Source organism: Anaeromassilibacillus sp. An172 (genome assembly GCF_002160515.1).
GTDB classification, from domain to species: domain Bacteria; phylum Bacillota; class Clostridia; order Oscillospirales; family Acutalibacteraceae; genus Limousia; species Limousia pullorum.
Window position 1 is genome coordinate 14066 of record NZ_NFKS01000001.1, and the last position, 21191, is coordinate 35256.

At 40.2% G+C, this 21191-nt stretch carries 18 protein-coding genes; 11 read left to right on the forward strand and 7 right to left on the reverse strand.

What is annotated here, in order from left to right; all coding sequences use genetic code 11:
- Window positions 1-10 precede the first annotated feature (10 nt).
- From B5F08_RS00075 to B5F08_RS00095, 5 genes are all read left to right on the forward strand, one after another.
- A complete protein-coding gene (locus B5F08_RS00075; RefSeq protein ID WP_087375817.1) occupies window positions 11-1225 on the forward strand; it encodes a cofactor-independent phosphoglycerate mutase in 1215 nt (404 codons plus the stop codon).
- A gap of 219 nt (window positions 1226-1444) precedes the next feature.
- A complete protein-coding gene (locus B5F08_RS00080) occupies window positions 1445-2458 on the forward strand; it encodes a helix-turn-helix domain-containing protein (protein WP_087375818.1) in 1014 nt (337 codons plus the stop codon).
- A 117-nt stretch (window positions 2459-2575) separates the two neighbouring features.
- A complete protein-coding gene (locus tag B5F08_RS00085) occupies window positions 2576-3376 on the forward strand; it encodes a MerR family transcriptional regulator (protein ID WP_087375819.1) in 801 nt (266 codons plus the stop codon).
- Window positions 3369-4184 carry an ABC transporter ATP-binding protein gene (locus B5F08_RS00090; protein WP_087375820.1) on the forward strand — a complete coding sequence of 272 codons (816 nt, stop codon included), beginning with the start codon at window positions 3369-3371 and terminating at the stop codon, window positions 4182-4184. The genes B5F08_RS00085 and B5F08_RS00090 overlap by 8 nt, the downstream gene beginning before the upstream one ends.
- Window positions 4181-4900, forward strand: a complete 720-nt coding sequence (locus B5F08_RS00095) for an ABC transporter permease (RefSeq protein WP_087375821.1) — start codon at window positions 4181-4183, stop codon at window positions 4898-4900. The genes B5F08_RS00090 and B5F08_RS00095 overlap by 4 nt, the downstream gene beginning before the upstream one ends.
- Before the next feature lie 44 nt (window positions 4901-4944).
- Here B5F08_RS00095 and B5F08_RS00100 read toward each other — a convergent pair whose 3' ends face one another.
- The 7 genes from B5F08_RS00100 to putP form a co-directional block, all read right to left on the reverse strand.
- Window positions 4945-5715: an ABC transporter permease gene (locus B5F08_RS00100; RefSeq protein WP_087375822.1), complete on the reverse strand. Its 771-nt coding sequence runs from the start codon at window positions 5713-5715 to the stop codon at window positions 4945-4947.
- A 2-nt stretch (window positions 5716-5717) separates the two neighbouring features.
- A complete protein-coding gene (locus B5F08_RS00105) occupies window positions 5718-6338 on the reverse strand; it encodes an ABC transporter ATP-binding protein (protein ID WP_087375823.1) in 621 nt (206 codons plus the stop codon).
- A gap of 62 nt (window positions 6339-6400) precedes the next feature.
- The gene (locus B5F08_RS00110) at window positions 6401-7417 is read right to left on the reverse strand and encodes a sugar-transfer associated ATP-grasp domain-containing protein (RefSeq protein ID WP_087375824.1); all 1017 of its coding nucleotides are present in this window, start codon (window positions 7415-7417) and stop codon (window positions 6401-6403) included.
- Window positions 7418-7559: 142 nt separating this feature from the next.
- Complete coding sequence (locus B5F08_RS00115; RefSeq protein ID WP_087375825.1) at window positions 7560-7871, reverse strand: DUF3784 domain-containing protein; 312 nt, start codon at window positions 7869-7871, stop codon at window positions 7560-7562.
- Between the two features lie 107 nt (window positions 7872-7978).
- A complete protein-coding gene (gene nrdG / locus B5F08_RS00120) occupies window positions 7979-8503 on the reverse strand; it encodes an anaerobic ribonucleoside-triphosphate reductase activating protein (RefSeq protein ID WP_087375826.1) in 525 nt (174 codons plus the stop codon).
- A gap of 2 nt (window positions 8504-8505) precedes the next feature.
- On the reverse strand, window positions 8506-10854 hold the full coding sequence (locus B5F08_RS00125) for an anaerobic ribonucleoside triphosphate reductase (RefSeq protein WP_087375827.1): 2349 nt from the start codon (window positions 10852-10854) through the stop codon (window positions 8506-8508).
- A 475-nt stretch (window positions 10855-11329) separates the two neighbouring features.
- Window positions 11330-12892 carry a sodium/proline symporter PutP gene (gene putP, locus B5F08_RS00130; protein ID WP_087375828.1) on the reverse strand — a complete coding sequence of 521 codons (1563 nt, stop codon included), beginning with the start codon at window positions 12890-12892 and terminating at the stop codon, window positions 11330-11332.
- Window positions 12893-13180: 288 nt separating this feature from the next.
- Between putP and alr the strand changes: the two genes are divergently transcribed.
- From alr to B5F08_RS00160, 6 genes are all read left to right on the forward strand, one after another.
- Window positions 13181-14356 carry an alanine racemase gene (alr, locus tag B5F08_RS00135; RefSeq protein WP_087375829.1) on the forward strand — a complete coding sequence of 392 codons (1176 nt, stop codon included), beginning with the start codon at window positions 13181-13183 and terminating at the stop codon, window positions 14354-14356.
- Window positions 14353-16941: a DNA polymerase I gene (polA, locus tag B5F08_RS00140; RefSeq protein WP_204245138.1), complete on the forward strand. Its 2589-nt coding sequence runs from the start codon at window positions 14353-14355 to the stop codon at window positions 16939-16941. Before alr ends, polA begins: the two co-directional genes overlap by 4 nt.
- Window positions 16942-17008: 67 nt before the next feature.
- Entirely contained in the window at window positions 17009-17458 is a 450-nt protein-coding gene (locus B5F08_RS00145; RefSeq protein ID WP_158096164.1) for an arsenate reductase/protein-tyrosine-phosphatase family protein, read from the forward strand.
- Between the two features lie 3 nt (window positions 17459-17461).
- Complete coding sequence (rimI, locus tag B5F08_RS00150; protein WP_087375832.1) at window positions 17462-17908, forward strand: ribosomal protein S18-alanine N-acetyltransferase; 447 nt, start codon at window positions 17462-17464, stop codon at window positions 17906-17908.
- 35 nt (window positions 17909-17943) lie between these two features.
- On the forward strand, window positions 17944-18954 hold the full coding sequence (tsaD, locus tag B5F08_RS00155; RefSeq protein WP_087375833.1) for a tRNA (adenosine(37)-N6)-threonylcarbamoyltransferase complex transferase subunit TsaD: 1011 nt from the start codon (window positions 17944-17946) through the stop codon (window positions 18952-18954).
- A 382-nt stretch (window positions 18955-19336) separates the two neighbouring features.
- Entirely contained in the window at window positions 19337-21103 is a 1767-nt protein-coding gene (locus tag B5F08_RS00160) for a phosphoenolpyruvate carboxykinase (GTP) (RefSeq protein ID WP_087375834.1), read from the forward strand.
- Window positions 21104-21191 lie beyond the last annotated feature (88 nt).

The following is a 21191-nucleotide window of genomic DNA, read 5'->3' on the forward strand; positions in this document are numbered from 1 at the left end:
GTAATATAAAATGAAATATCTTGTAATGCTTTGCGACGGAATGGCAGACGAGCCGTTTCCGTCACTTGACAATAAAACTCCTATGGAGCTTGCAAAAAAGGATTGCATGGACTATCTTGCATCAAAAGGCGAGGTCGGCACAGTAAAGACAGTTGCAGAAGGATTAAAGCCGGGCAGTGATGTTGCAAACCTTTCTGTTTTAGGATATGAGCCTGCAAAATACTACAGCGGACGTTCCCCTCTTGAGGCTGCAAGTATCGGAATTGACTTAAAGCCCGATGACGTAACCTTGAGATGTAACCTTGTAACTCTTTCCGACGAGCCTAATTATGAGGACAAAACAATGGTTGACTACTGCTCTGACGATATATCATCAGCAGAAGCAAAAATCCTCATTGAATATATTCAGGAAAAGCTTGGAAACGATGAGTTCAAATTCTACCCGGGCGTTTCCTATAGACATTGCCTTGTGTGGAGCAAAGGCGACCCACAGCCGGGAACCTTGACACCTCCTCACGATATCACAGACAGAAAAATCACAGAGTATATTCCAACAGGCAGAAGTGTAGATAAGCTTTATGACCTTATGGTAAAAAGCTATGATTTGCTTAAAGACCATCCTGTAAACCTTGATAGAATTAAAAGGGGAAAGCGCCCGGCAAATTCAATTTGGCTTTGGGGCGAGGGAACAAAACCTGCCCTTGACAGCTTTAAATCAAAGTTTGGCAAGAACGGAAGCATGATTTCAGCAGTTGACCTTCTCAAAGGTATTGCAATCTGCGCAGGCATGAGAAGCGTTGATGTTGAGGGAGCCACAGGTTACATAGATACAAACTTTGAGGGCAAAAAGGACGCAGCTATTGAGGAGTTTAAGAACGGTCAGGATTTTGTATATATCCACGTTGAAGCTCCGGACGAGTGCGGACATAGGGGAGAAGCCCAGAATAAGATAAAAGCTATTGAGCTTATTGACAGCCTGATTTTAAGTCCGGTAGTTGATTACCTTAAAAACAGCGGCGAGGATTTTGCAGTGCTTGTATGTCCTGACCATCCAACACCATTGTCAATAAAGACACATTCTTCAAATCCTGTTCCTTATCTCATTTACTCAAGTAAAGATGAAAAGGACAGCGGAGTTAAAACATTTACAGAAGCCAATGCGAGAGCCACAGGCAACTATATCGAAAAAGGCTTCACAATGATGGAGTATTTCCTTAAACATTGATTTTAAAACATTAAAACTTATCCGGCAGTTTTGCTATAAAAAAGCAGGACTGCCGGATTTTAATTATGTTTTCACGTGTAATATTCTCTAAAAGCCATAAAAATAAAAACGCAACTGTCAGTTGACAAAAAAATAGAGGTAGTTGGTTGTATGCAACCGTTGAATCCTGTATAATTCAATCAGTTAAAAAACAATTTTCTTAACGGGGGATGAAAGACTATGACACTGGCAGAAAAAATAGCCGCCTTGAGAAAACAACAGGGATGGTCGCAGGAAACTTTTGCTGAAAAAATGGATGTCACAAGACAGGCGGTTTCAAAATGGGAAAGCGCACAGTCTGTTCCGGATATTGATAAACTTGTAAAGATATCAAATCTTTTCGGCGTCACGACAGACTATCTGTTAAAAGAAGAAAACAATGAAACTTTTAATGAGCCTACAGAAACAGAGGATTATATAGTTCAGGTTCAAAAACCCGAACGAAAGGATATAAGACAGGTAACACTTGAAGAGGCAAAAGGCTTCATTGAGATTAAGAAAAAGACAGCCGACTGGATAGCTTTTGCGGTTTATCTCTGTATTCTTTCGCCAATATGCCTATTGATAATGGGAGGTTTATCGGAAGAAGGAAAGTTTTCGGAGAATTTTGCAGGAGGTATCGGTGTTATAGTTTTTCTGTTGATTGCAGGTATTGCCTGTACAATTTTCATTTACGCCGGAACAAAAACCTCTGATTACCTTTACCTGCAAAAAGATGTTTTTGAAACTTCCGAAGAGCTGCGCCAATGGGTAAGAAAAGAGAGAAGCGGTTTTAAAAGCTATTACAGTAAAAACAATATAATAGGAACCTGTATATGTATTTTCTCTGTAATACCGTTGTTTATCGGAATTATGATTGATGATGAAAATCAGGTGCTTATTCTTTCCATGCTGGCATTGCTTATGGCTTTGGCAGGTATAGGGGTTATCTTGTTTGTGCGTGTGGGTATAGTATGGGAAAGCTATAAAAAGCTTTTGCAGGAAGAGGACTACACCGTAATAAAAAAAGAAAGTGTTAAAAAAAGCGAAATAGTCTCAACTGTGTATTGGCTTCTTATTGTGGCGGCATATCTTGGCTATAGTTTTGTAACCAATAACTGGAGACAAAGCTGGATAATTTTTGTGGTTGCCGGAGTGATTTTTCCGGTGGTCAATATCATAGCTTTGTATGTAACAAAAAAGAATAAAAAGTAATACCTATTTTACGGACAGCGGTAATTTTGCCGCTGTTTTTTATAAAAAAGTCTTGCTTATGACGCAGCGTAATGAGTTATAATAAGCGCAGAAAATAATTTATTTGGAGTGAGCTCTATGGAAAAATACAGGGCAATACCCGAAGGCTATATGACAGTGGGAGAAGCTGCAAAGAAAATGGGTGTGTCCGTGCGCACATTGCAGTATTATGATAAGGAAGGAATAGTTTCACCCTCAGCACAAAGCGAGGGCGGAAGAAGGCTGTATACTGAAAAAGACCTTATAAAAATTCATCAGATATTATCCTTGAAATCCTTGGGATTTTCACTTGATGATATAAAAAAGAGGTTGTTTCCTTTGGATACGCCGGATGAGGTGATAAATGCCCTTACAAGTCAGGCTGAGGACATAAAAAACAGGATAAAAGTGTTGACGGAATCCTTAAGAGAAATTGAACTTCTCAAAGAAGAAGTTATTCAAATGAACAAAGTTGATTTCAAAAAATATGCGGATATAATTGTAAATCTTCAAATGAACAACCAATATTACTGGCTCATAAAGCATTTTGACGATGATATGATGGAGCATATCAGAAAAAATTTCGACCAGAAAAGCGGTAAATGCTTTATGGATGATTTTAATAAAATTAACGATGAGATAATAAAGCTTATAGATGGGGGAGTAAATCCTGAAAGCAAAGAGGCTCTGGATGCTGCAAAAAGATTTTGGGAGATTGTTTCTAAATTTACAGGCGGAAATATGGATATGCTTCCGAAGCTTATGTCAGTAGGAAAAATTGACGGCAGTGAGGAGTTTATAGAAAGACAGAAAAGAGTAAACGAATTTATAGGAAAGTCTTTGGAAATATATTTTTTAAACTCCGGGATAAATCCTTTTGAGGGGTGCGGGAATGAATAGCATTGTTGAAGTTATGGACTTAACAAAGAGTTACGGGAAAAAAGATGTTTTAAATGGTATAAGTTTTACAGTGGAAAAAGGAGAAATCTTTGCACTGCTGGGAATAAACGGAGCCGGAAAAACCACAGCTTTGGAGTGTATAGAGGGCCTTAGAAAATATGACAGCGGTAAAATAAGTGTTATGGGCAAAAAAGGAATACAGCTTCAGTCATCCTCCTTGCCGTCCTTTATTAAGCCTTTTGAAGCATTAAAGCTTTTTTCAAAGTGGAACAAAACAGATATAGACAGAGAAATGGTAAAGTCACTGGGCGTTGATGAATTTTATAAAACTCCGTATTATAAATTGTCAACAGGACAGAAAAGACGTCTGCACTTGGCGTTAAGTCTTGTGGGAAATCCCGACGTTATTTTTCTCGATGAACCCACAGCCGGACTTGATGTTGAGGGGAGAGCCGCTCTCCATGATGAAATACGAAAACTGCGAGATAAAGGAAAAACCATAGTTTTAGCCAGCCACGATATGGCAGAAGTTGAAACGCTGAGCAGCAGAATAGGAATTTTAAGTAAAGGAAAAATGTCATTTTTAGGGACAGTATCTGAACTTTCGGACAAGATGGGAAAGCTTTACACTGTGCGGATAAGGACAGAAAATGGAGAAGAAACATACCGATGTGAAGATATCAGAAAGACAATGTATGAAATCCTAAGAAAATGTGAAATTAAAAATTCTGAAATAAGGGATATAAAAGTAGAGAGAGGAACTCTGGAAGAGCACCTTATAAATATTTCAAGGGGGAATCAACCGTGAACGGAATTTTGTATGGTATAGGATTGCAGTTAAAACTTGATATAAGAAGCAAAACTATGCTTATAACCTGTTATATGGTTCCTTTGCTGTTTTATTTGCTTATGGGAGGAATTTTTACATCGCTGATGCCACAAATGAGGGAAAGTATTGTACAGTCAATGACAGTGATGGGGATTTCCATGGGAGCGTTTATAGGACTTCCTCAGTCGGTGACGGAGGTGTACGGCGGAGATATGAAAAAAGTGTATCAGGCAAACGGAGCGCCTGTATATTTCGGTTTGGTTTCAATGGCATTATCATCGTTTATACACCTGTATGCTATGAGTTTGATTATCTACATATCATCGCCCTTTATATTTGAAAGCTTTGTTCCAGATAAACCGAATTTGTATTTTCTATCTTTGGCAATTTTTCTTGCGGTGTCTGTCACGGTAGGTTGTGTGCTTGGTTTGCTTGTAAAAAATCAAAGTAAGCTTACAATGATTTCCCAGATAGTTTTTCTGCCGTCAATAATGCTGTCGGGAATAATGTTTTCGTCAGATTTACTGCCATATGCTTTGAAAATCATAGGCAAGTTTTTTCCTGCCTCATGGGGTTATAATCTTATGCTGAACAGCGGCTTTTCCATTAAAAATCTGATACCGCTTTTAATTATCTTCCTGCTTGCGGCAATAGCTATATCGATTATGCTTAAACTTAAAAAGAGAGATATATAAAAAATCCGATAACCTTTGATAAAAAATCAGGTTATCGGATTTTCTTATATTATTTGGGTTTTGTGATTGTATAGGGTTTTGTAGCCGAAATATAAGGAGCCGAAGCTTGCGGCTGTAACAACTGTGCAGATAGCAATCATTATGGCTATCTGATAAAGTATAGCCGTAGTGGGTAGTGTTCCTGATAATATCTGACCGGTCATCATTCCCGGAAGAGAAACAATTCCCATACCTATCATAGAGTTTATTGTGGGAAGCATAGCTGTTTCAAGGGACTGCTTTACAAAAGGAAAAAGAATTTTTTCAGGCTTTGCGCCAAAGCACAGTAAAGCGTTGATTTTTGCTTTTTGTCCCTCTAAGCTTTCACGGAAAGTTTTTACGCCAAGAGAAACGCCGGTCATTGTGTTTCCTATTATCATGCCGGAAATAGGTATCACGTATTGGGGATTGAATATATTTTCTCCCACAACTGCGCAGATAAAGAATACAAGAACAAACAGACCAGAAAAGGTCATTGACGCACCTATTACAATTTTAAACTTTCTGTTTAATCCCTTGTTTGTGGAAATAACTCTGTGTATTGAAAAGGAAAGCATTATAACGAGATAAGCCACAACAAACAGTGGATGAGGATGTTCAAAGATATACGTAAGGATAAATCCCGACAGTACCAGCTGAACAGTCATCTTTACACTTGCCATAATCAAAAGCTTTGTCTGATTTATCCTGCATTTTTTCATTATAATTATGACAAGTATTAAAAGAAGATATATAAGGGCGAACTGCCAGATTTGAAGTTCCACAATGTCTTTCAATTTTATTCCCCCAATCTTATTATGCTGTCGCCGTATTTTTCCGCAAGCTCCAAGTTGTGACAAACACACACAACAGTTATGCTGTGTTCACGGCAGTACTTTTTAAGACTTGTAAATAATTCGTTGGAGGTCTTTTCATCAAGAGCGGCGGTAGGCTCGTCAAGCAGCAAAACCTTAGGCATACAGGAAACAAAAATCGAAAGAAAAACTCTCTGGCGTTCTCCGCCGGAAAGTAGACTGCAATCTGCTGTAAGTGGAAAATCTGCGCAGCAAACTTTTAGAGCTTCAGCTATTTCTACATTGGAAAGAGGTTCTTTTTCTCTCATGCCGTAATAGAAATCAAAATTATCACGAATATTTCCCTCAGTGAGAAATACCTGCTGAGGTGCCAGCATTACCTGACGTCTGTAATCGATGGGGGAAAGTTCTGTTAAATCTTTACCGCAGAAATAAATTTTACCATCTGAGGGCAAAGCGGTGAAATTAAGCATTTTTAAATATGAGCTTTTTCCGCATCCGCTTTTACCTGTTATAAAAGTAAAAGAATTTTCTTCAATACTTATTTTCGGGTATTTTATAAAATTTTCAAAGGTCAATCCCTTTTCAGAATAAAATATATCCATAGTTGTCCTTTCACATTATAAAACACCACCTGAAAAAATTAACAGGTGGTGAATCAAAAAACTTATTTAAAATCAGGCAGTATTTCCTGAATTCTTTTCAAAAGACCTACTCTCGGAGTACCGTCATCGTAGTACTGAGGGAAGTCGTAACCCGGGTAGTCGTTGCCCTCGATGATTGCAGGGCCGTTTTCTGTTATGCATACGTCCCAGCCCACATACTTAATCTCAGGTACAACCAAAGCGGCTTTAAATACCATTTCCTTAATCTCCTTGAGATATGGGAGCTTGTAGCCCTTAAAAGGAATACCGGTATATGGATGAACGTCGTATTTTTCCATTGAGGACATGTGACCCTGACCGCAGATTTCGCCTTTTTCCATATCGAATTTTGCAGCAAGACCGCCGCTTTCAAGGTTATCAACCACATTTCCGTTGTTGCCTGTCTTGAATACGGCATAAACAAGATGCGGAACATTGTCCTTTACAAGGGTAACAATTCTCAGACAGTTAAGTGACGGGGGATAAATTCTTGCAGCGTCCGGATGCTGAACAATAACCTCTTCAATAACGCCGAAGTTTTTCTCTTTGTTTGTAACGTACTTATAAAGCTCTTCAACAGATTTAAAGTCAGCTACATGGAGCTTTTCGATGCCTTTACCGCTTTCGCCTATGTATGGTTTTGCAAAAAAGCTTTCCTTGCCCTCAACAAACTTTTTAAATCTTTCAAAATCTATTTTAGCAATGTCCAAAACCTCTCTGCCCAAAAAATCCTTAAACTTCTCATCGAAAACATTTTTCTGGTCGAAGATATATGAGTAGTTCTGGTCGTTAAGGCTCATAATAAGATTTTTATTTTTTACACGTGTCATATATGTTTTTCTTTCAGCGCCGTTCATGTTGTAGTATTCTGAAAGAAGATAGTCATAGTAGCCTGCGCCGTATCTTATGGAGCAGTTGACCATGTCAAAGAAAATGGAAACCTTGTTTTTGCCGCTTTTTTCCTTGACCTTGTCGATGACCTTAGACATTCTTGAAAAGCTTGCGCCTTTAAGTATTCTCAAAACATATGATGCTGCCAATATTCTCAATCCCTTTGTCTTTTATTTTACACTTGTATTATTCTACATTTAAAGTATATTTAAGTCAAGGGATTTTCATATATAACTTAAATTCATTTTAAGGTTTGTTTTTGTAACAATTATCAAAAGAAACCTACAAAAATCAAAATATACCGCCGTTGTATTTATACTGGGCGTAAACAATTATTCCGAAACCCAATATAAGTCCGGGGAGTATGGCGGAAGAAGCTCCGGCAGTACCAAAGCCCAGATATAAAAATGCGCCTATTGTTATAAATGCCCCGATAACTCCCGTTCCGAAACCCATAATTCTTGTGTAGGCTTTCTTATCCTTGTCCTTAACATTTTTATAATGGTAAGAGTGAATAAGCTGAATTTTGCCTTTAAATCCGATTAAATAACCCAGCAGAATTATTAAAATCCCTATTATAAGCATTGTTATGAAGTACGACAAAGATAACACCCCTTTTGACTTGCTGTTTAACTTATTATAACATAATTAGTATGTTATTTAAAATCTTTTTATAAAAAAACAGGCCGCAAAATGCAGCCTGTTGATTGTCATTTATTGTATTCTTCGGAAATAACCGCTTTTCCCGCTGCAAGGGATTTTTTAACTTCCAGAATTCTCTGATTTTTGCTTCCCCTGAAACGAAGCAGAATATTTTTTTGTTCTAATATGAAAGGACCGTCTACAAGGTAGTCACATTCCTTTAAAAGCTCCATCCACTGGGGATTTTCTTTTGAACCCTCTAAAAGCTCTTCAAAGGTGTAGCCTGTGTAGGTGAAAACATCGAATCCGGCTTCGTGGGCAAGCTTTCCAAGGTAGCTCAAAGCTTCTGCCTGACAGAAAGGCTCGCCGCCTGAAAAGGTAAGACCTTTCAAAAGAGGGTCTTTTTTTGCCTCTTCGATAAGTCTTTCAGGCTGTGCGTCGTAGCCGCCTTCAAAATCCCAGGTTTTTGCATTGTGACAGCCTTTGCAGTGATGGGGACAGCCCTGAACAAAAACTGTCATTCTTATTCCCGGGCCATCCACTATGGATTCTCTTATAACTCCTGCAAGTCTTAAGGTGTGCTGTTTTTCCATAATCAGCCGATCTCCTCAGCACATTCGCAGGTTCCGAGGCTGTGTTTAACTCTGTCGTGAACCTCGGCTTTTTTAGCGTTGTTGAAGCGGTCAACAGTTCCTACAAGGTAACCTGTAATTCTTCTTATTCTCTCAAATCCGATGCCGCTGTCGCCTTCTTTTCTGCCGCAGTGAGGACAGGATTCGCCGATAATACCTGTGTGTCCGCAAACAGGGTCACGGTCTACTGGGTGGTTTATTGAACCGTAACCGATACCACATTTCTTCATGTATCTGATAACCTGCTCGAAAGCCTCAAGGTTTTCAGTTGGGTCACCGTCAAGCTCAATGTATGAGATGTGACCGCCGTTTGTCAGATTGTGATACGGTGCTTCAATCCTGATTTTCTCAAAAGCTGAGATGTTGTAATATACAGGTACGTGGAAAGAGTTTGTATAGTAATCTCTGTCTGTAACTCCCGGAATAACACCGAAACGCTCTTTGTCTATTCTTACAAATCTGCCTGAAAGTCCCTCGGCAGGTGTTGCGATAAGGGAGAAGTTCAGGTTGTACTGCTCGCTTGCCTGGTTCATTCTCTTGCGCATGTAGCCTACAATTTCAAGGCCAAGACGCTGAGATTCCATGCTTTCGCCGTGGTGCTTTCCAGTAAGGGCCTTAAGGCACTCTGCAAGTCCGATAAAGCCGCAGGTGAGTGTTCCGTGTTTCAAAACCTCACGAACTGAGTCATTAGGGTTAAGCTTTTCGCTGTCTATCCAAACGCCTTGTCCCATAAGGAAAGGATAGTTTTTAACGAGCTTCTGACACTGAATTTCAAATCTTGCAAGAAGCTGGTCGATAACAAGGTCAATCATGTTGTCCAGCTGCTCAAAGAAGAAATCAACATTTTTATTTGCAAGGATAGCAAGTCTTGGCAGGTTGATAGAAGTAAAGCTGAGATTTCCTCTGCCGTTTACGATTTCTCTTGATGGGTCATAGTGGTTTGCAATAACTCTTGTACGGCATCCCATGTATGCGCACTCTGTTTCCGGATGTCCCTCTTTGTAGTACTGGAGGTTGAAAGGTGCGTCAAGGAAAGAGAAGTTCGGGAAAAGACGCTTTGCGGAAACTCTGCATGCAAGCTTAAACAAATCGTAGTTAGGATCGCCCGGGTTGAAGTTTACGCCTTCCTTAACCTTGAAAATGTGTATAGGGAAGATAGGTGTTTCGCCGTTTCCGAGGCCTGCTTCTGTGGCAAGCAGTACGTTTTTCATAACCATTCTGCCCTCAGGAGAGGTGTCTGTGCCGTAGTTCAAAGAGCTAAAAGGTATCTGAGCACCTGCACGGCTGTGCATTGTGTTGAGGTTGTGTACAAGAGCCTCCATAGCCTGATAGCAAGCTCTGTCTGTTTCTTTTTCAGCGTGTCTGAATGCAAATCTCTGAAGCTTTCCTGCAAGCTTTTCGCCGTACATGTCTGTTAAAATCTTTATTTCTTCATCCATGTATGCTTTGCCGTCCTCAAGCTTTGGCCACTGTCCGCTGATTTCCTCAGCCTTGTCGCAGATTGCCTTGCCTGTGTTTATAGCGTCATCGTCGTCACAGAGCAATTCAATTGCACGTGCAAGGTTCTGTCTGTAAATTCTTCTGTATGTTTTTGCAACGCCCTTAGCCATGCCGTAATCAAAGTTTGGAATACTCTGACCGCCGTGCTGGTCGTTCTGGTTTGACTGAATTGCAATACATGCAAGAGCGGAGTAGGATGCAATGTCGTTTGGCTCACGGAGATAGCCGTGGCCTGTGCAGAAACCGCCGTCGAAAAGCTTTATAAGGTCAATCTGACAGCATGTTGTGGTGAGTGTGAGGAAATCCAAATCGTGGATGTGAATATCTCCGTTTCTGTGAGCCTTTGCGTGCTTTGGATTTAAAATATACATCTCATAGAACTGCTTAGCGCCCTCAGAACCGTATTTGAGCATAGTTCCCATTGCTGTATCGCCGTCGATATTTGCGTTTTCACGCTTTATATCATTGTCCTCAGCAGGCTTAAATGTCAAATCCTCATAGATTTTCATGAGCTTTGTGTTCATCTCTCTGATTCTGGTTCTTTCAGAACGATAGAGGATGTACTCCTTAGCTGTTCTTGCGTGACCGTTTTCAATAAGAACCTTTTCAACTGTATCCTGTACATGCTCAACAGTAGGTTCTGTCTGATGTTCCGTATTTTCAAGATAATCACATACCTGAACAGCCAGGTCCTTAGCCGCCTCGTAGTCATTGCCGCCGATTGCCTGAGCTGCCTTGTAAATGGCCTGCGATATCTTTTCTATATCGAAGGGAACGGATCTGCCATCCCTTTTTATGATTGTTTTTATCATTTTTCCGCTTCCTCTCTATATTTTTATTTTTAGAAAACCTCAACCATAATTTGTGGTTGAGATTTATTTTTAACACAATATGTAGTATTAAAAAAAGCCAGCTTGTTAAGTATAGCCCATATATTGCCGTTAGTCAATGGGGATTTTAACGGTTTGGTAAATTTGGTAAAATTGACGATTTTTAATTATCAAAAAGCATGTGTTTTTAAAATAGTACCAAACTTTTTTCTCTACAAAATGTGCCTATAAAAATAAATTGTCACAATATGTAGTGTTAAAGTGTGAAAATCCCAAAGACCCGAAAATCGAAATTGTATACATTATAGCACGGTAAAATACATTTGTGTTTCCCCAGAAGAATGAAATAAGATTTAATATGAAAATACTGTGAAAAATCAGTCAAATGAAAACCACCTGCATTTCCGGGGAAATACAGGTGAAATAATGATATTGAATATAAAACTATTATAATAATTTAGCAGCCTTCAACATTTCCGGATTTTACAGCGTCAAACTCGTCTGTAATTTCTTTTCCGGGAGCTTTTGTTGCAAGGGAAACTATAATCATAGCTGCGGAAGCTAAAATAAACCCTACAACCAGAGAATAAAGTCCTGTAGCATCGCCCAAAGTCTGACCGTTTATAAATGGAATGTAATCCCAAACGATAATTGTAAGAGCACCGATTGCCATTGCGCTTACAGCTCCCTGCAAATTTGAACGTCTCCAGAACAGTGAGAAGATAATAACAGGACCGAAAGCGGCACCAAAGCCTGCCCATGCATTTGAAACAAGTCCCATGATACTGCTGTTAGGGTCAAGGGCAATAAATGCGGCAACTATTGCAACAACTACAACAGCAGCTCTGCCCACTGCAAGGGATTTTTTGTCGCTTGCATTTTTGTTGATTGTGCCTCTGTAAAGGTCTTCTGAAACTGCGGAAGCAGTAACGAGAAGCTGGCTGTCAGCTGTAGACATAACAGCTGCAAGAATACCGCAGAGGAATACACCGCCGATAAAGAGAAGCAGATAATTGTTTGAGAACAGCTGCTGAATAAGCTTGATGAATACTGTTTCCTGTGTTGAAGCATCAAGCTGTGTGGTCAAGAATCCTCTTGCTACAAGACCTATCATACATGCAGCGCCAAGTGAAAGGATAATCCAAACAATAGCGATTGTTCTTGATTTTTTAACTTCAGCTTCGCTTTTGATAGCCATAAATCTTACAAGAATGTGAGGCATACCGAAGTAACCCAAAGCCCAGCCAAGGTTTGAAATAATGGAAACCACGCTTACAGGTGAGCCGTCAGCATTTTTCATGAAGTTGAGATAATTCTCAGGATTTTCAACACCGTTTGCAACAAGTGCATCGTGGAAACCTGTGTTGTATGTAAGCATGCCGTAAGCCAAAATCGGAACAGCAAGGATTGCGATAAGCATCATGAAGCCCTGAACCAGGTCGGTAGCACATACAGCCTTAAATCCGCCCATAAATGTGTAAACAAGAATAACAACAGCGGCAACAACAAGACCATAGATATATGTGCTGTTAAATCCATCTGTTGAGCCGTCGGAAAAAACAGTTGCAAAGAGCTTTGCGCCTGAGCTGAAAGCGGATGCCGTGTAAACTGTAAAGAAAATAGTGATAATTACAGATGATACAACCTGGAGAATACCGGTTTTATCGTGGAAACGGTTTTCAAAGTATCCTGGGATTGTCAAAGCGTTGTTAGCTTTGATTGTGTAGCGGCGAAGTCTGCCGGAAACCAAATACCAGTTTAAAACCGTACCAATCAAAAGTCCTATAGCTATCCAGATTTCGCCGGTTCCTGCAATGTAAACGGCGCCGGGAAGACCCATCAAGAGCCAACCGCTCATGTCGGAAGCCTGTGCGGAAAGGGCCGCAGTCCAGCTGCCGAGATTTCTGCCGCCGAGGAAGTAGTCTTCGTTTGTCTTTGTGTTTTTTACATAGACAGCGCCGATGACAATCATAACTACCATATAGACGGCAAATGCGATTAAGATAATAATCTTATCCATTAAACATCTCTCTCCTTAAAAATATTTGTTTTCGGAAAAACACATAATCACATTTTATCAAAAAACTGGTATAATTGCAAATGTTTTTTAATTGTATATGAAGAAAAAAGGAAATAAATCTGAAAAAATGATGAAATAAAAGTCTTAAAAGGATTAAAAAAGCCAATATGCCAAAATCTTATTGATTTACCCAAAGAATGGTTATATAATATAATTAGATAATTATGCAAATGCGGATGTATACATATATATAAATTGTTATTCATCATTATTGCAAGAGGTGTGTATATGAATTTCGTTAAAAGAACATGGACAGAAATAGATATGGACAGAGCCATACATAATTTTAAAACAATTAAAAAAGCGGCTCAGGGCAAAAAGGTTTGCTGTGTTGTAAAAGCTGACGCTTACGGACACGGAGCTGTGGAGCTTGCGGTTATGTATGAACAGCTGGGCGCAGATTTCCTTGCTGTTTCAAATATGGACGAGGGAAAGGAGCTTAGAAAATACGGAATAAGCCTTCCTATACTTATTTTGGGTTATACTCCGTCAATGTGTGCAAAGGAGCTTGCGGAGAATAATTTCTCACAGGCGGTATACGGCACAAAGTATGCTCAAAAGCTGTCCGAGCAGTGTGTTAAATATGGAGTTGAATGTAAGATACATTTAAAAATAGATACAGGCATGAGCAGAATAGGCTTTATGTGCCAGAGCTTCCCAAGAGATGAAAAAAGCATAGAAGAAGCTTATCAGGCGGCGACTCTGCCAAACCTTGTAACCGAGGGCATATTTACCCACTTTGCAGTTTCCGATGAAAGAGAAGAGGGCAAAGAGTTTACATTAAAGCAGTATGATAACTTTGTACATACAGTAAAAAGCCTTGAGGACAGAGGTATAAACTTTGAAATAAGACATTGCGCAAACAGCGGAGCTATTGAGGATTATCCAATGTTTGATATGGATATGGTGAGAGCCGGTATTATTCTTTACGGACTTTCTCCGTCTTCAAAGCTTAAAGACGCTTTGGATATAAAACCTGTTATGAAGCTTGTGACCTGCATTTCATATGTAAAGGAAATAGAAGCAGGAGCAACCGTAAGCTATGGAAGAACATTTACAGCAGATAAAAAGATGAAGATTGCCACAGTTCCCATAGGCTACGCCGACGGATACATAAGAAAATACGGCGAAGAGGGATATATGCTGGTAAACGGCAAAAAGGCAAAAATAATAGGCAGAATTTGTATGGACCAGACAATGCTTGATGTAAGCGGTATTGAGGATGTTAGTATAGGCGATAAGGTTATTGTGTTCGGTGACGGCTCAAAGGGAGAGCCTACAGCAGACGACCTTGCACGCTGGTCGGAAACAATAAATTACGAGGTTATATGTATAATCGGCAAAAGAGTTCCCAGACTTTTTGTAAAAGACGGAAAAATAACGGATGTGATGTATAAATTATGAAATTACTTGCAGTTGACGGAAACAGTATTCTCAACAGAGCTTTTTACGGCGTAAGACCTCTTACAACAAAGGACGGACGTTTTACAAACGCAATATACGGCTTTTTGACAATGCTCAATAAAATAAAAAACGACACAGCGCCTGATTGTGTTGCTATAGCCTTTGACCTTAAAGCGCCAACTTTCAGACACAAGGCGTATTCAGGATATAAAGCCCAGAGAAAGGGAATGCCCCAGGAGCTTGCTTCTCAGCTTCAGCCCCTGAAAGATTTGCTCACACTGCTTGGATATAAGCTTGTAACCTGTGAAGGCTATGAAGCCGACGATATTTTGGGTACTCTTTCCGCAGAATGTGAGAAAGAGGGCTGGGAATGTATTATAGCAACAGGTGACCGTGACAGCTTGCAGCTTGTATCTGACCTTACCACAGTGCGCCTTGCCGCAACAAAGCAGGGAACAGCTACTGCTATTATTTATGATAAGGAAAAAATAATGGAGGACTATGGAGTTTCTCCCCGTGAGCTTATTGAGATAAAGGCAATTCAGGGCGATACATCCGACAATATCCCTGGAGTTGCAGGAATAGGCCCGAAAGGCGCCGGCGACCTTATTAAAAAATACAAAACCGTTGAATATATATATGAGCACCTTGATGAGCTTGATATTAAGGACGGAGTAAGAAAAAAACTGGAAGCCGGCAAGGATAACGCAATTTTGTCAAGAATGCTGGGCGAGATAAACAGAGAAGCACCGATAGACAAAAACCTTGCAGATTACAGCGTTTCCGGAGGCGATGACGAGAAAGCCGCAGATTTTATGGCTGACTTGGAGCTTTTCTCGCTTATCGAAAAAATGGGCTTGAGAAACAGCGGAGTAAAAAAGGAAGAGAAAAAGAAAGAAAAGGAAAAATTAACCTTTAGCGATTGCTTGTCCGAGGATATCGATGTTAAAAATGTTTTCGGCAAAGATGAAAAGGATATTTTTATAACATATATAAAAGAAAGCAAAACATCTCCGGAGTGCATATATGCATGTAACGGTAAAGAGGTGTACAGACTTTCTGTGGAAAAGCTTTCCGATTTCTCACAGCTTGAAAATAAAATAGTAGCCTACAGCAGTAAAGAGATTTATTCTTTCCTTGATAAAAACGGAATAGATAAAAATAATATTATATTTGATATAACATTGGCGGCGTATCTCTTAAATCCCTCATCAACAGACTATTCAGTCATCAGACTGTGCGAGGAATATAAGGTTGAGCCTGCTCAGGTTGATGCAGAAGAGGGCGTTTTGCAGTTTGTATGTGAAAACGGAACATTGCCTGATTTATATGAAAAACTGAAATATGAGATTTCAGACAAAAATCAGGAAAAGCTTATGTATGAAATCGAGCTTCCTTTGTCAAGGGTTTTGGCAAAGATGGAAAACGTGGGCTTTGCCGTGGACAAAGAAGGAATAGAGAATTACGGCAGAGTTATAAATGAAGAAGTTCTTTCCATTCAGAATCAGATTTACGAAGAGGTTGGATATGAGTTCAATATAAACTCGCCAAAACAGTTGGGCGTTGCGCTCTTTGAAAAGCTGGGACTTCCCGCAAAGAAAAAAACAAAGAGCGGCTACAGCACCAACGCTGATGTTTTGGAGGATTTGAGAAAATACCACCCTGTAATAGATATGATTTTAAAATACAGAACACTGGCAAAGCTTAAATCAACTTACTGTGACGGACTTTTAAAGGTTATCGGCGATGACGGAAGAATACACACAAACTTCAATCAGACCGAGACCAGAACAGGAAGAATAAGTTCAACAGAACCAAACCTCCAGAATATTCCTGTTAGAACTGAGATAGGCAGGGAATTAAGAAGATTTTTCTGTGCCAAAGAGGGCTGTGTCCTTGTGGATGCCGACTATTCCCAGATTGAACTGAGAGTTCTTGCAGATATTTCAAAAGATGAAAACATGATGCAGGCGTTTAAGGACAACGAGGATATTCATACAGCTACAGCCTCACAGGTTTTCAATATGCCCAGAGATTTTGTAACTCCAATAATGAGAAGCAGAGCCAAAGCGGTAAACTTCGGAATAGTTTACGGAATAGGTGCTTTTTCACTTTCAAAGGATATAGGTGTTACTACAAAAGAAGCTTCTAACTATATTAAAGCATATCTCAGCCACTACAGCGGCATTGATAAATATATGCATGATGTAACTGAAAAGGCGAAAGAGGACGGCTATGTTGAAACAGTTTTCGGCAGACGCAGATATCTTCCTGAGCTTAAAACAGGCAACCATATAACAAGAGCTTTCGGTGAAAGAGTTGCCAGAAATATGCCTATACAGGGAACAGCGGCGGATATAATCAAAATTGCCATGATAAAGGTTGACAATAGACTTCAGGATGAGGGATTGAAAGCAAAGCTTATTTTGCAGGTTCACGATGAACTAATTGTTGAAGCTCCTGAAGAAGAAAAGGAAAAGGTCAGCGCAATTTTGAAAGAAGAAATGGAAAACGCAGTAAGCCTTTCCGTGCCCCTTATAGCCGATGCGGCTATGGGAAAAACATGGTATGACGCAAAGGGCTGATAACTTGCAAATACTGAATTTTTTAAGAAAGCATAAAACTGCCAAAAGTAAAAAGGTGATGGTAAATATGGCAGAAAGAAAGACAAATATTAAGAATGTAGTTTTTATCTGCACCGGCAACAGCTGCCGCAGCGCAATGGCTGAGGGAATTTTTAAAAAGCTCTGTGCAGAAAAAGGCTATGACATAAAGTGCAGCAGTGCAGGAACTGCCGCTTCCTCCGGATACGGTGCTTCAAAATATGCCATTGAAGCCTGTAAGGAAATCGGTGTGGATATAAGCAGACATAAATCACAGGGTATATACGGTGTAGATTTAAAAGAAGTTGACCTGTTCTGTGTGGTTTCAATGTACCACGCAGATATCCTGATGAGCATGGGAGTTCCTCAGAATAAAATTTTTGTAATGTCAAGGGAAAAGGGCGGAATAACAGACCCGTTCGGCAGTGATCTAAATTTCTACAGAGCTTGCCGTGACGAGATAGTTTCCGTTCTCACAGACCTTTTGGAAAAGCTTTGATATATGAATATAGTTATTGAAAAGGCAAAAGCCTGTAATTTACAGGAAATTGCAGATATTGAAAAAGAAATTTTTTCAACTCCTTGGTCACTTAAAAATATAACGGACACTTTTAAAAATGAAAACAACTGTTTTTTTGTGGCAAAGGATTTGGAAAGCGGCGAAATAGTGGGTCATATCTGTCTTGAAACGGTTTTAGACGAGGGAATTTTGACCTCTATAGCTGTCAAAGAAAAATATCGAAACAAAGGAATAGCCAAAAAGCTTATGGACTCTTTTATAGATGAAGCTAAGAATAGAAATATTGCATTTATAAATTTGGAAGTAAGAGCTTCAAATGCGCCGGCTATTGCTTTGTATGAAAAATATGGTTTTGAAAAAGTGGGTACAAGAAAAAATTATTATTCAAAGCCGACGGAAGACGCCTTGCTTATGATGTTAAATTTTTAACAAATACTAAGGCGCAAAATGAGAGGAAGTGTAATATGAAAATACTTGCAATAGAGTCATCCTGCGATGAAACAGCGGTTGCCGTTGTTGAGGATGGCAGAAAAGTGTTGTCATCGGTGGTGGCAACACAGGTAGAAGAACACAGACTTTACGGTGGAGTTGTGCCTGAAATAGCCTCAAGACGTCACGTTGAAGCTATTGAGGGGGTTACAGCAGAGGCGCTAAATCAAGCCGGTGTGACAATGGATGATATAGAAGCCATTGCGGTGACACATGCCCCGGGACTTATAGGCGCACTGCTTGTAGGCGTAAACTTTGCAAAAGGACTATCTTTCGCAACAGGCAAGCCACTTGTTCCGGTACATCATTTGAGATCTCATATAGCTTCAAACTACATATCCCATCAGGATTTGAAGCCGCCCTTTCTTTGTCTGGTTGTTTCAGGGGGACACAGCCACATTGTCATGGTTGAGGACTATACAAAGATGAAGATAATAGGCAGAACCCGTGACGATGCCGCAGGAGAGGCTTTCGACAAGGCGGCAAGAACAATGGGAATGCCATATCCGGGCGGAATTGCAATGGATAGAGTAGCTGAAAACGGCAATCCTTTAGCTTACAAGCTTCCAAGGCCGACAGTAGACGGTTGTCCCTATGATTTCAGTTTTTCCGGACTTAAAACAGCCATAATAAACTTAATACACAATGCTTCACAAAAAGGGGAGACACTTCCTGTAGAGGACTTGTCAGCGTCTTTCAGATATGCAGTTGTTGACTGTCTTGCCACAAACTTTATTAAAGCGGCAAAAGACTTTAATGTTAAAACATTGGTGACAGCAGGAGGAGTTTCTGCAAACTCACTGCTCAGAAGAAGACTGGAAGAAGACTGCAAAAAGAACGGTTTTGCTCTTTATATGCCCGATAAAAAGCTCTGCGGAGATAACGGGGCAATGGTTGGCTCTCAGGGATATTATGAATATTTAGATAAAAATATTGCAAATCTAAGTCTTAACGCAGTGGCTACACTTCCTATAGATTACAGATAATATTTTGTTTAATACACACGTTAATAGGGTTAATGTTTCGGTAGATACTGATAATTGTAACTAATATTTCTTTTCTATTATCAAAAATAACCATTTGTAAAGATGATATGAAAAGGAAATATTTACAAAGGTTCAACCCTTGAAAATGCAGGATTTAAAATTAAAACGTGCATTTTGTCTTTTGTGATAAGGCGAATTTCACATATTTTTAATGATTTTTATCTATTGCTACTAAAAAAACGGAAGTAAAGTCAGCATAATTCGACCATTATATTGATTGATAAAGATTTGACAATGTGATATAATGTTTAAGGTATAAAAACAAAATTTATATATACTTTTTACCATTTAAAGGTAAACTCTCGAAAGGGGAAACAAAACAATGACAAACAACAAATCAGTTTTGGCTTGGCTTGATGAAATGAAAGCCCTCTTGACACCTGATGAGGTAGTATGGATTGACGGCAGCGAAGAGCAGCTCGAGTCACTCCGTGCACAGGCTTGTTCAACAGGCGAGCTTATTAAACTTAACGAGGAGAAACTTCCAGGCTGCTACCTTCACAGAACTGCTGTGAACGACGTAGCTCGTGTTGAGGACAGAACATTCATCTGCTCAAGAAAAGAAGAGGATGCAGGTCCTACAAACAACTGGAAAGACCCTCAGGAAGCATACAAAATGCTTTTTGATATCGCAAGAGGCAGCTATAAGGGCAGAACAATGTACATCATCCCTTATTCAATGGGCCCAATCGGTTCACCTCTCGCACAGATCGGTATTGAAGTAACAGATTCTATCTATGTTGTACTCAACATGGCTATCATGACCCGTGTTGGTCAGGCTGTTCTTGACGTTCTCGGCGACAGCGAAGACTGGGTTAAAGGACTTCACTCACGCTGCGACATCGACGCAGAGAAGAGATATATCTGCCACTTCCCAGAGGACAACTACATCATCAGCGTTAACTCAGGTTACGGCGGAAACGTTCTCCTCGGCAAGAAGTGCTTCGCTTTGAGAATTGCTTCTTACCTCGGTAAGAACAATCAGTGGATGGCAGAGCACATGCTCATCCTCGGAATTGAGAACCCACAGGGCGAAGTTAAGTATGTATCCGCTGCATTCCCATCAGCTTGCGGTAAGACCAACCTGGCTATGCTCATTCCACCAGAGGGCTATACTTCAAGAGGCTACAAGGTATGGACAGTTGGCGACGATATTGCATGGATGAGAAAGGGCCCAGACGGCAGACTTTATGCAATCAACCCAGAAAACGGCTTCTTCGGCGTTGCTCCTGGTACAAACAAAAAGTCAAACCCAAATGCTCTTGCTTCAACTCAGAAGGGCACAATCTTTACAAACGTTGTTCATAACCTTGATGACAATACAGTTTGGTGGGAAGGCCTTGACAAGAATCCACCAGAGAACGCTGTAAACTGGAAGGGCGAGCCATGGAACGGCAAGACCGCTACAGAGAAGGGCGCACATCCAAACAGCCGTTTCACAGCACCTGCAAAGAACTGCCCATGCATCAGCCCAGAGTTTGACTCAACAGCAGGCGTTCCGATTTCTGCTATCATCTTCGGCGGCAGACGTGCTCAGACAACTCCGCTCGTATATCAGTCAAGAGACTGGAACAACGGTGTATTCGTAGGTTCAATCATGGCTTCCGAGACAACAGCAGCTGCAACAGGCGCAGTAGGTGTTGTTCGTCGTGACCCAATGGCTATGCTCCCATTCTGCGGTTATCACATGGGCGACTACTTCAAGCACTGGATCGAGATGGGCGAAATCCTCGGCGATAAGGCTCCAAAGATCTTCAACGTAAACTGGTTCCGTCTTGACGACGAGGGCAACTTCCTCTGGCCAGGATTCGGCGATAACTTCCGTGTACTCGAGTGGATTATCGACCGTTGCGAGGGCAAGGCAGATGCAGTTGAAACTGCAATCGGTTATGTTCCACATGCAGACGATATCAACCTTGATGGTCTTGATATGGACAAGAAAACTCTCGAAGACATCCTCTATGTTGACAACGCAAAGTGGCTCAAAGAGGCTGAGGGTATCGAGGAATTCTACAAGAAGTTTGGCGACAAGCTCCCAGCAGAGCTCAAGGATCAGCTTAACAGCTTGAAAGAAAGACTTTCAAAGTAATTTATCTTAAGATTACTTTATAATAAACAAAGGCGTATGGTTTTTACCATGCGCCTTTTGTAATATGAAAATTTAAATACAGAAAATA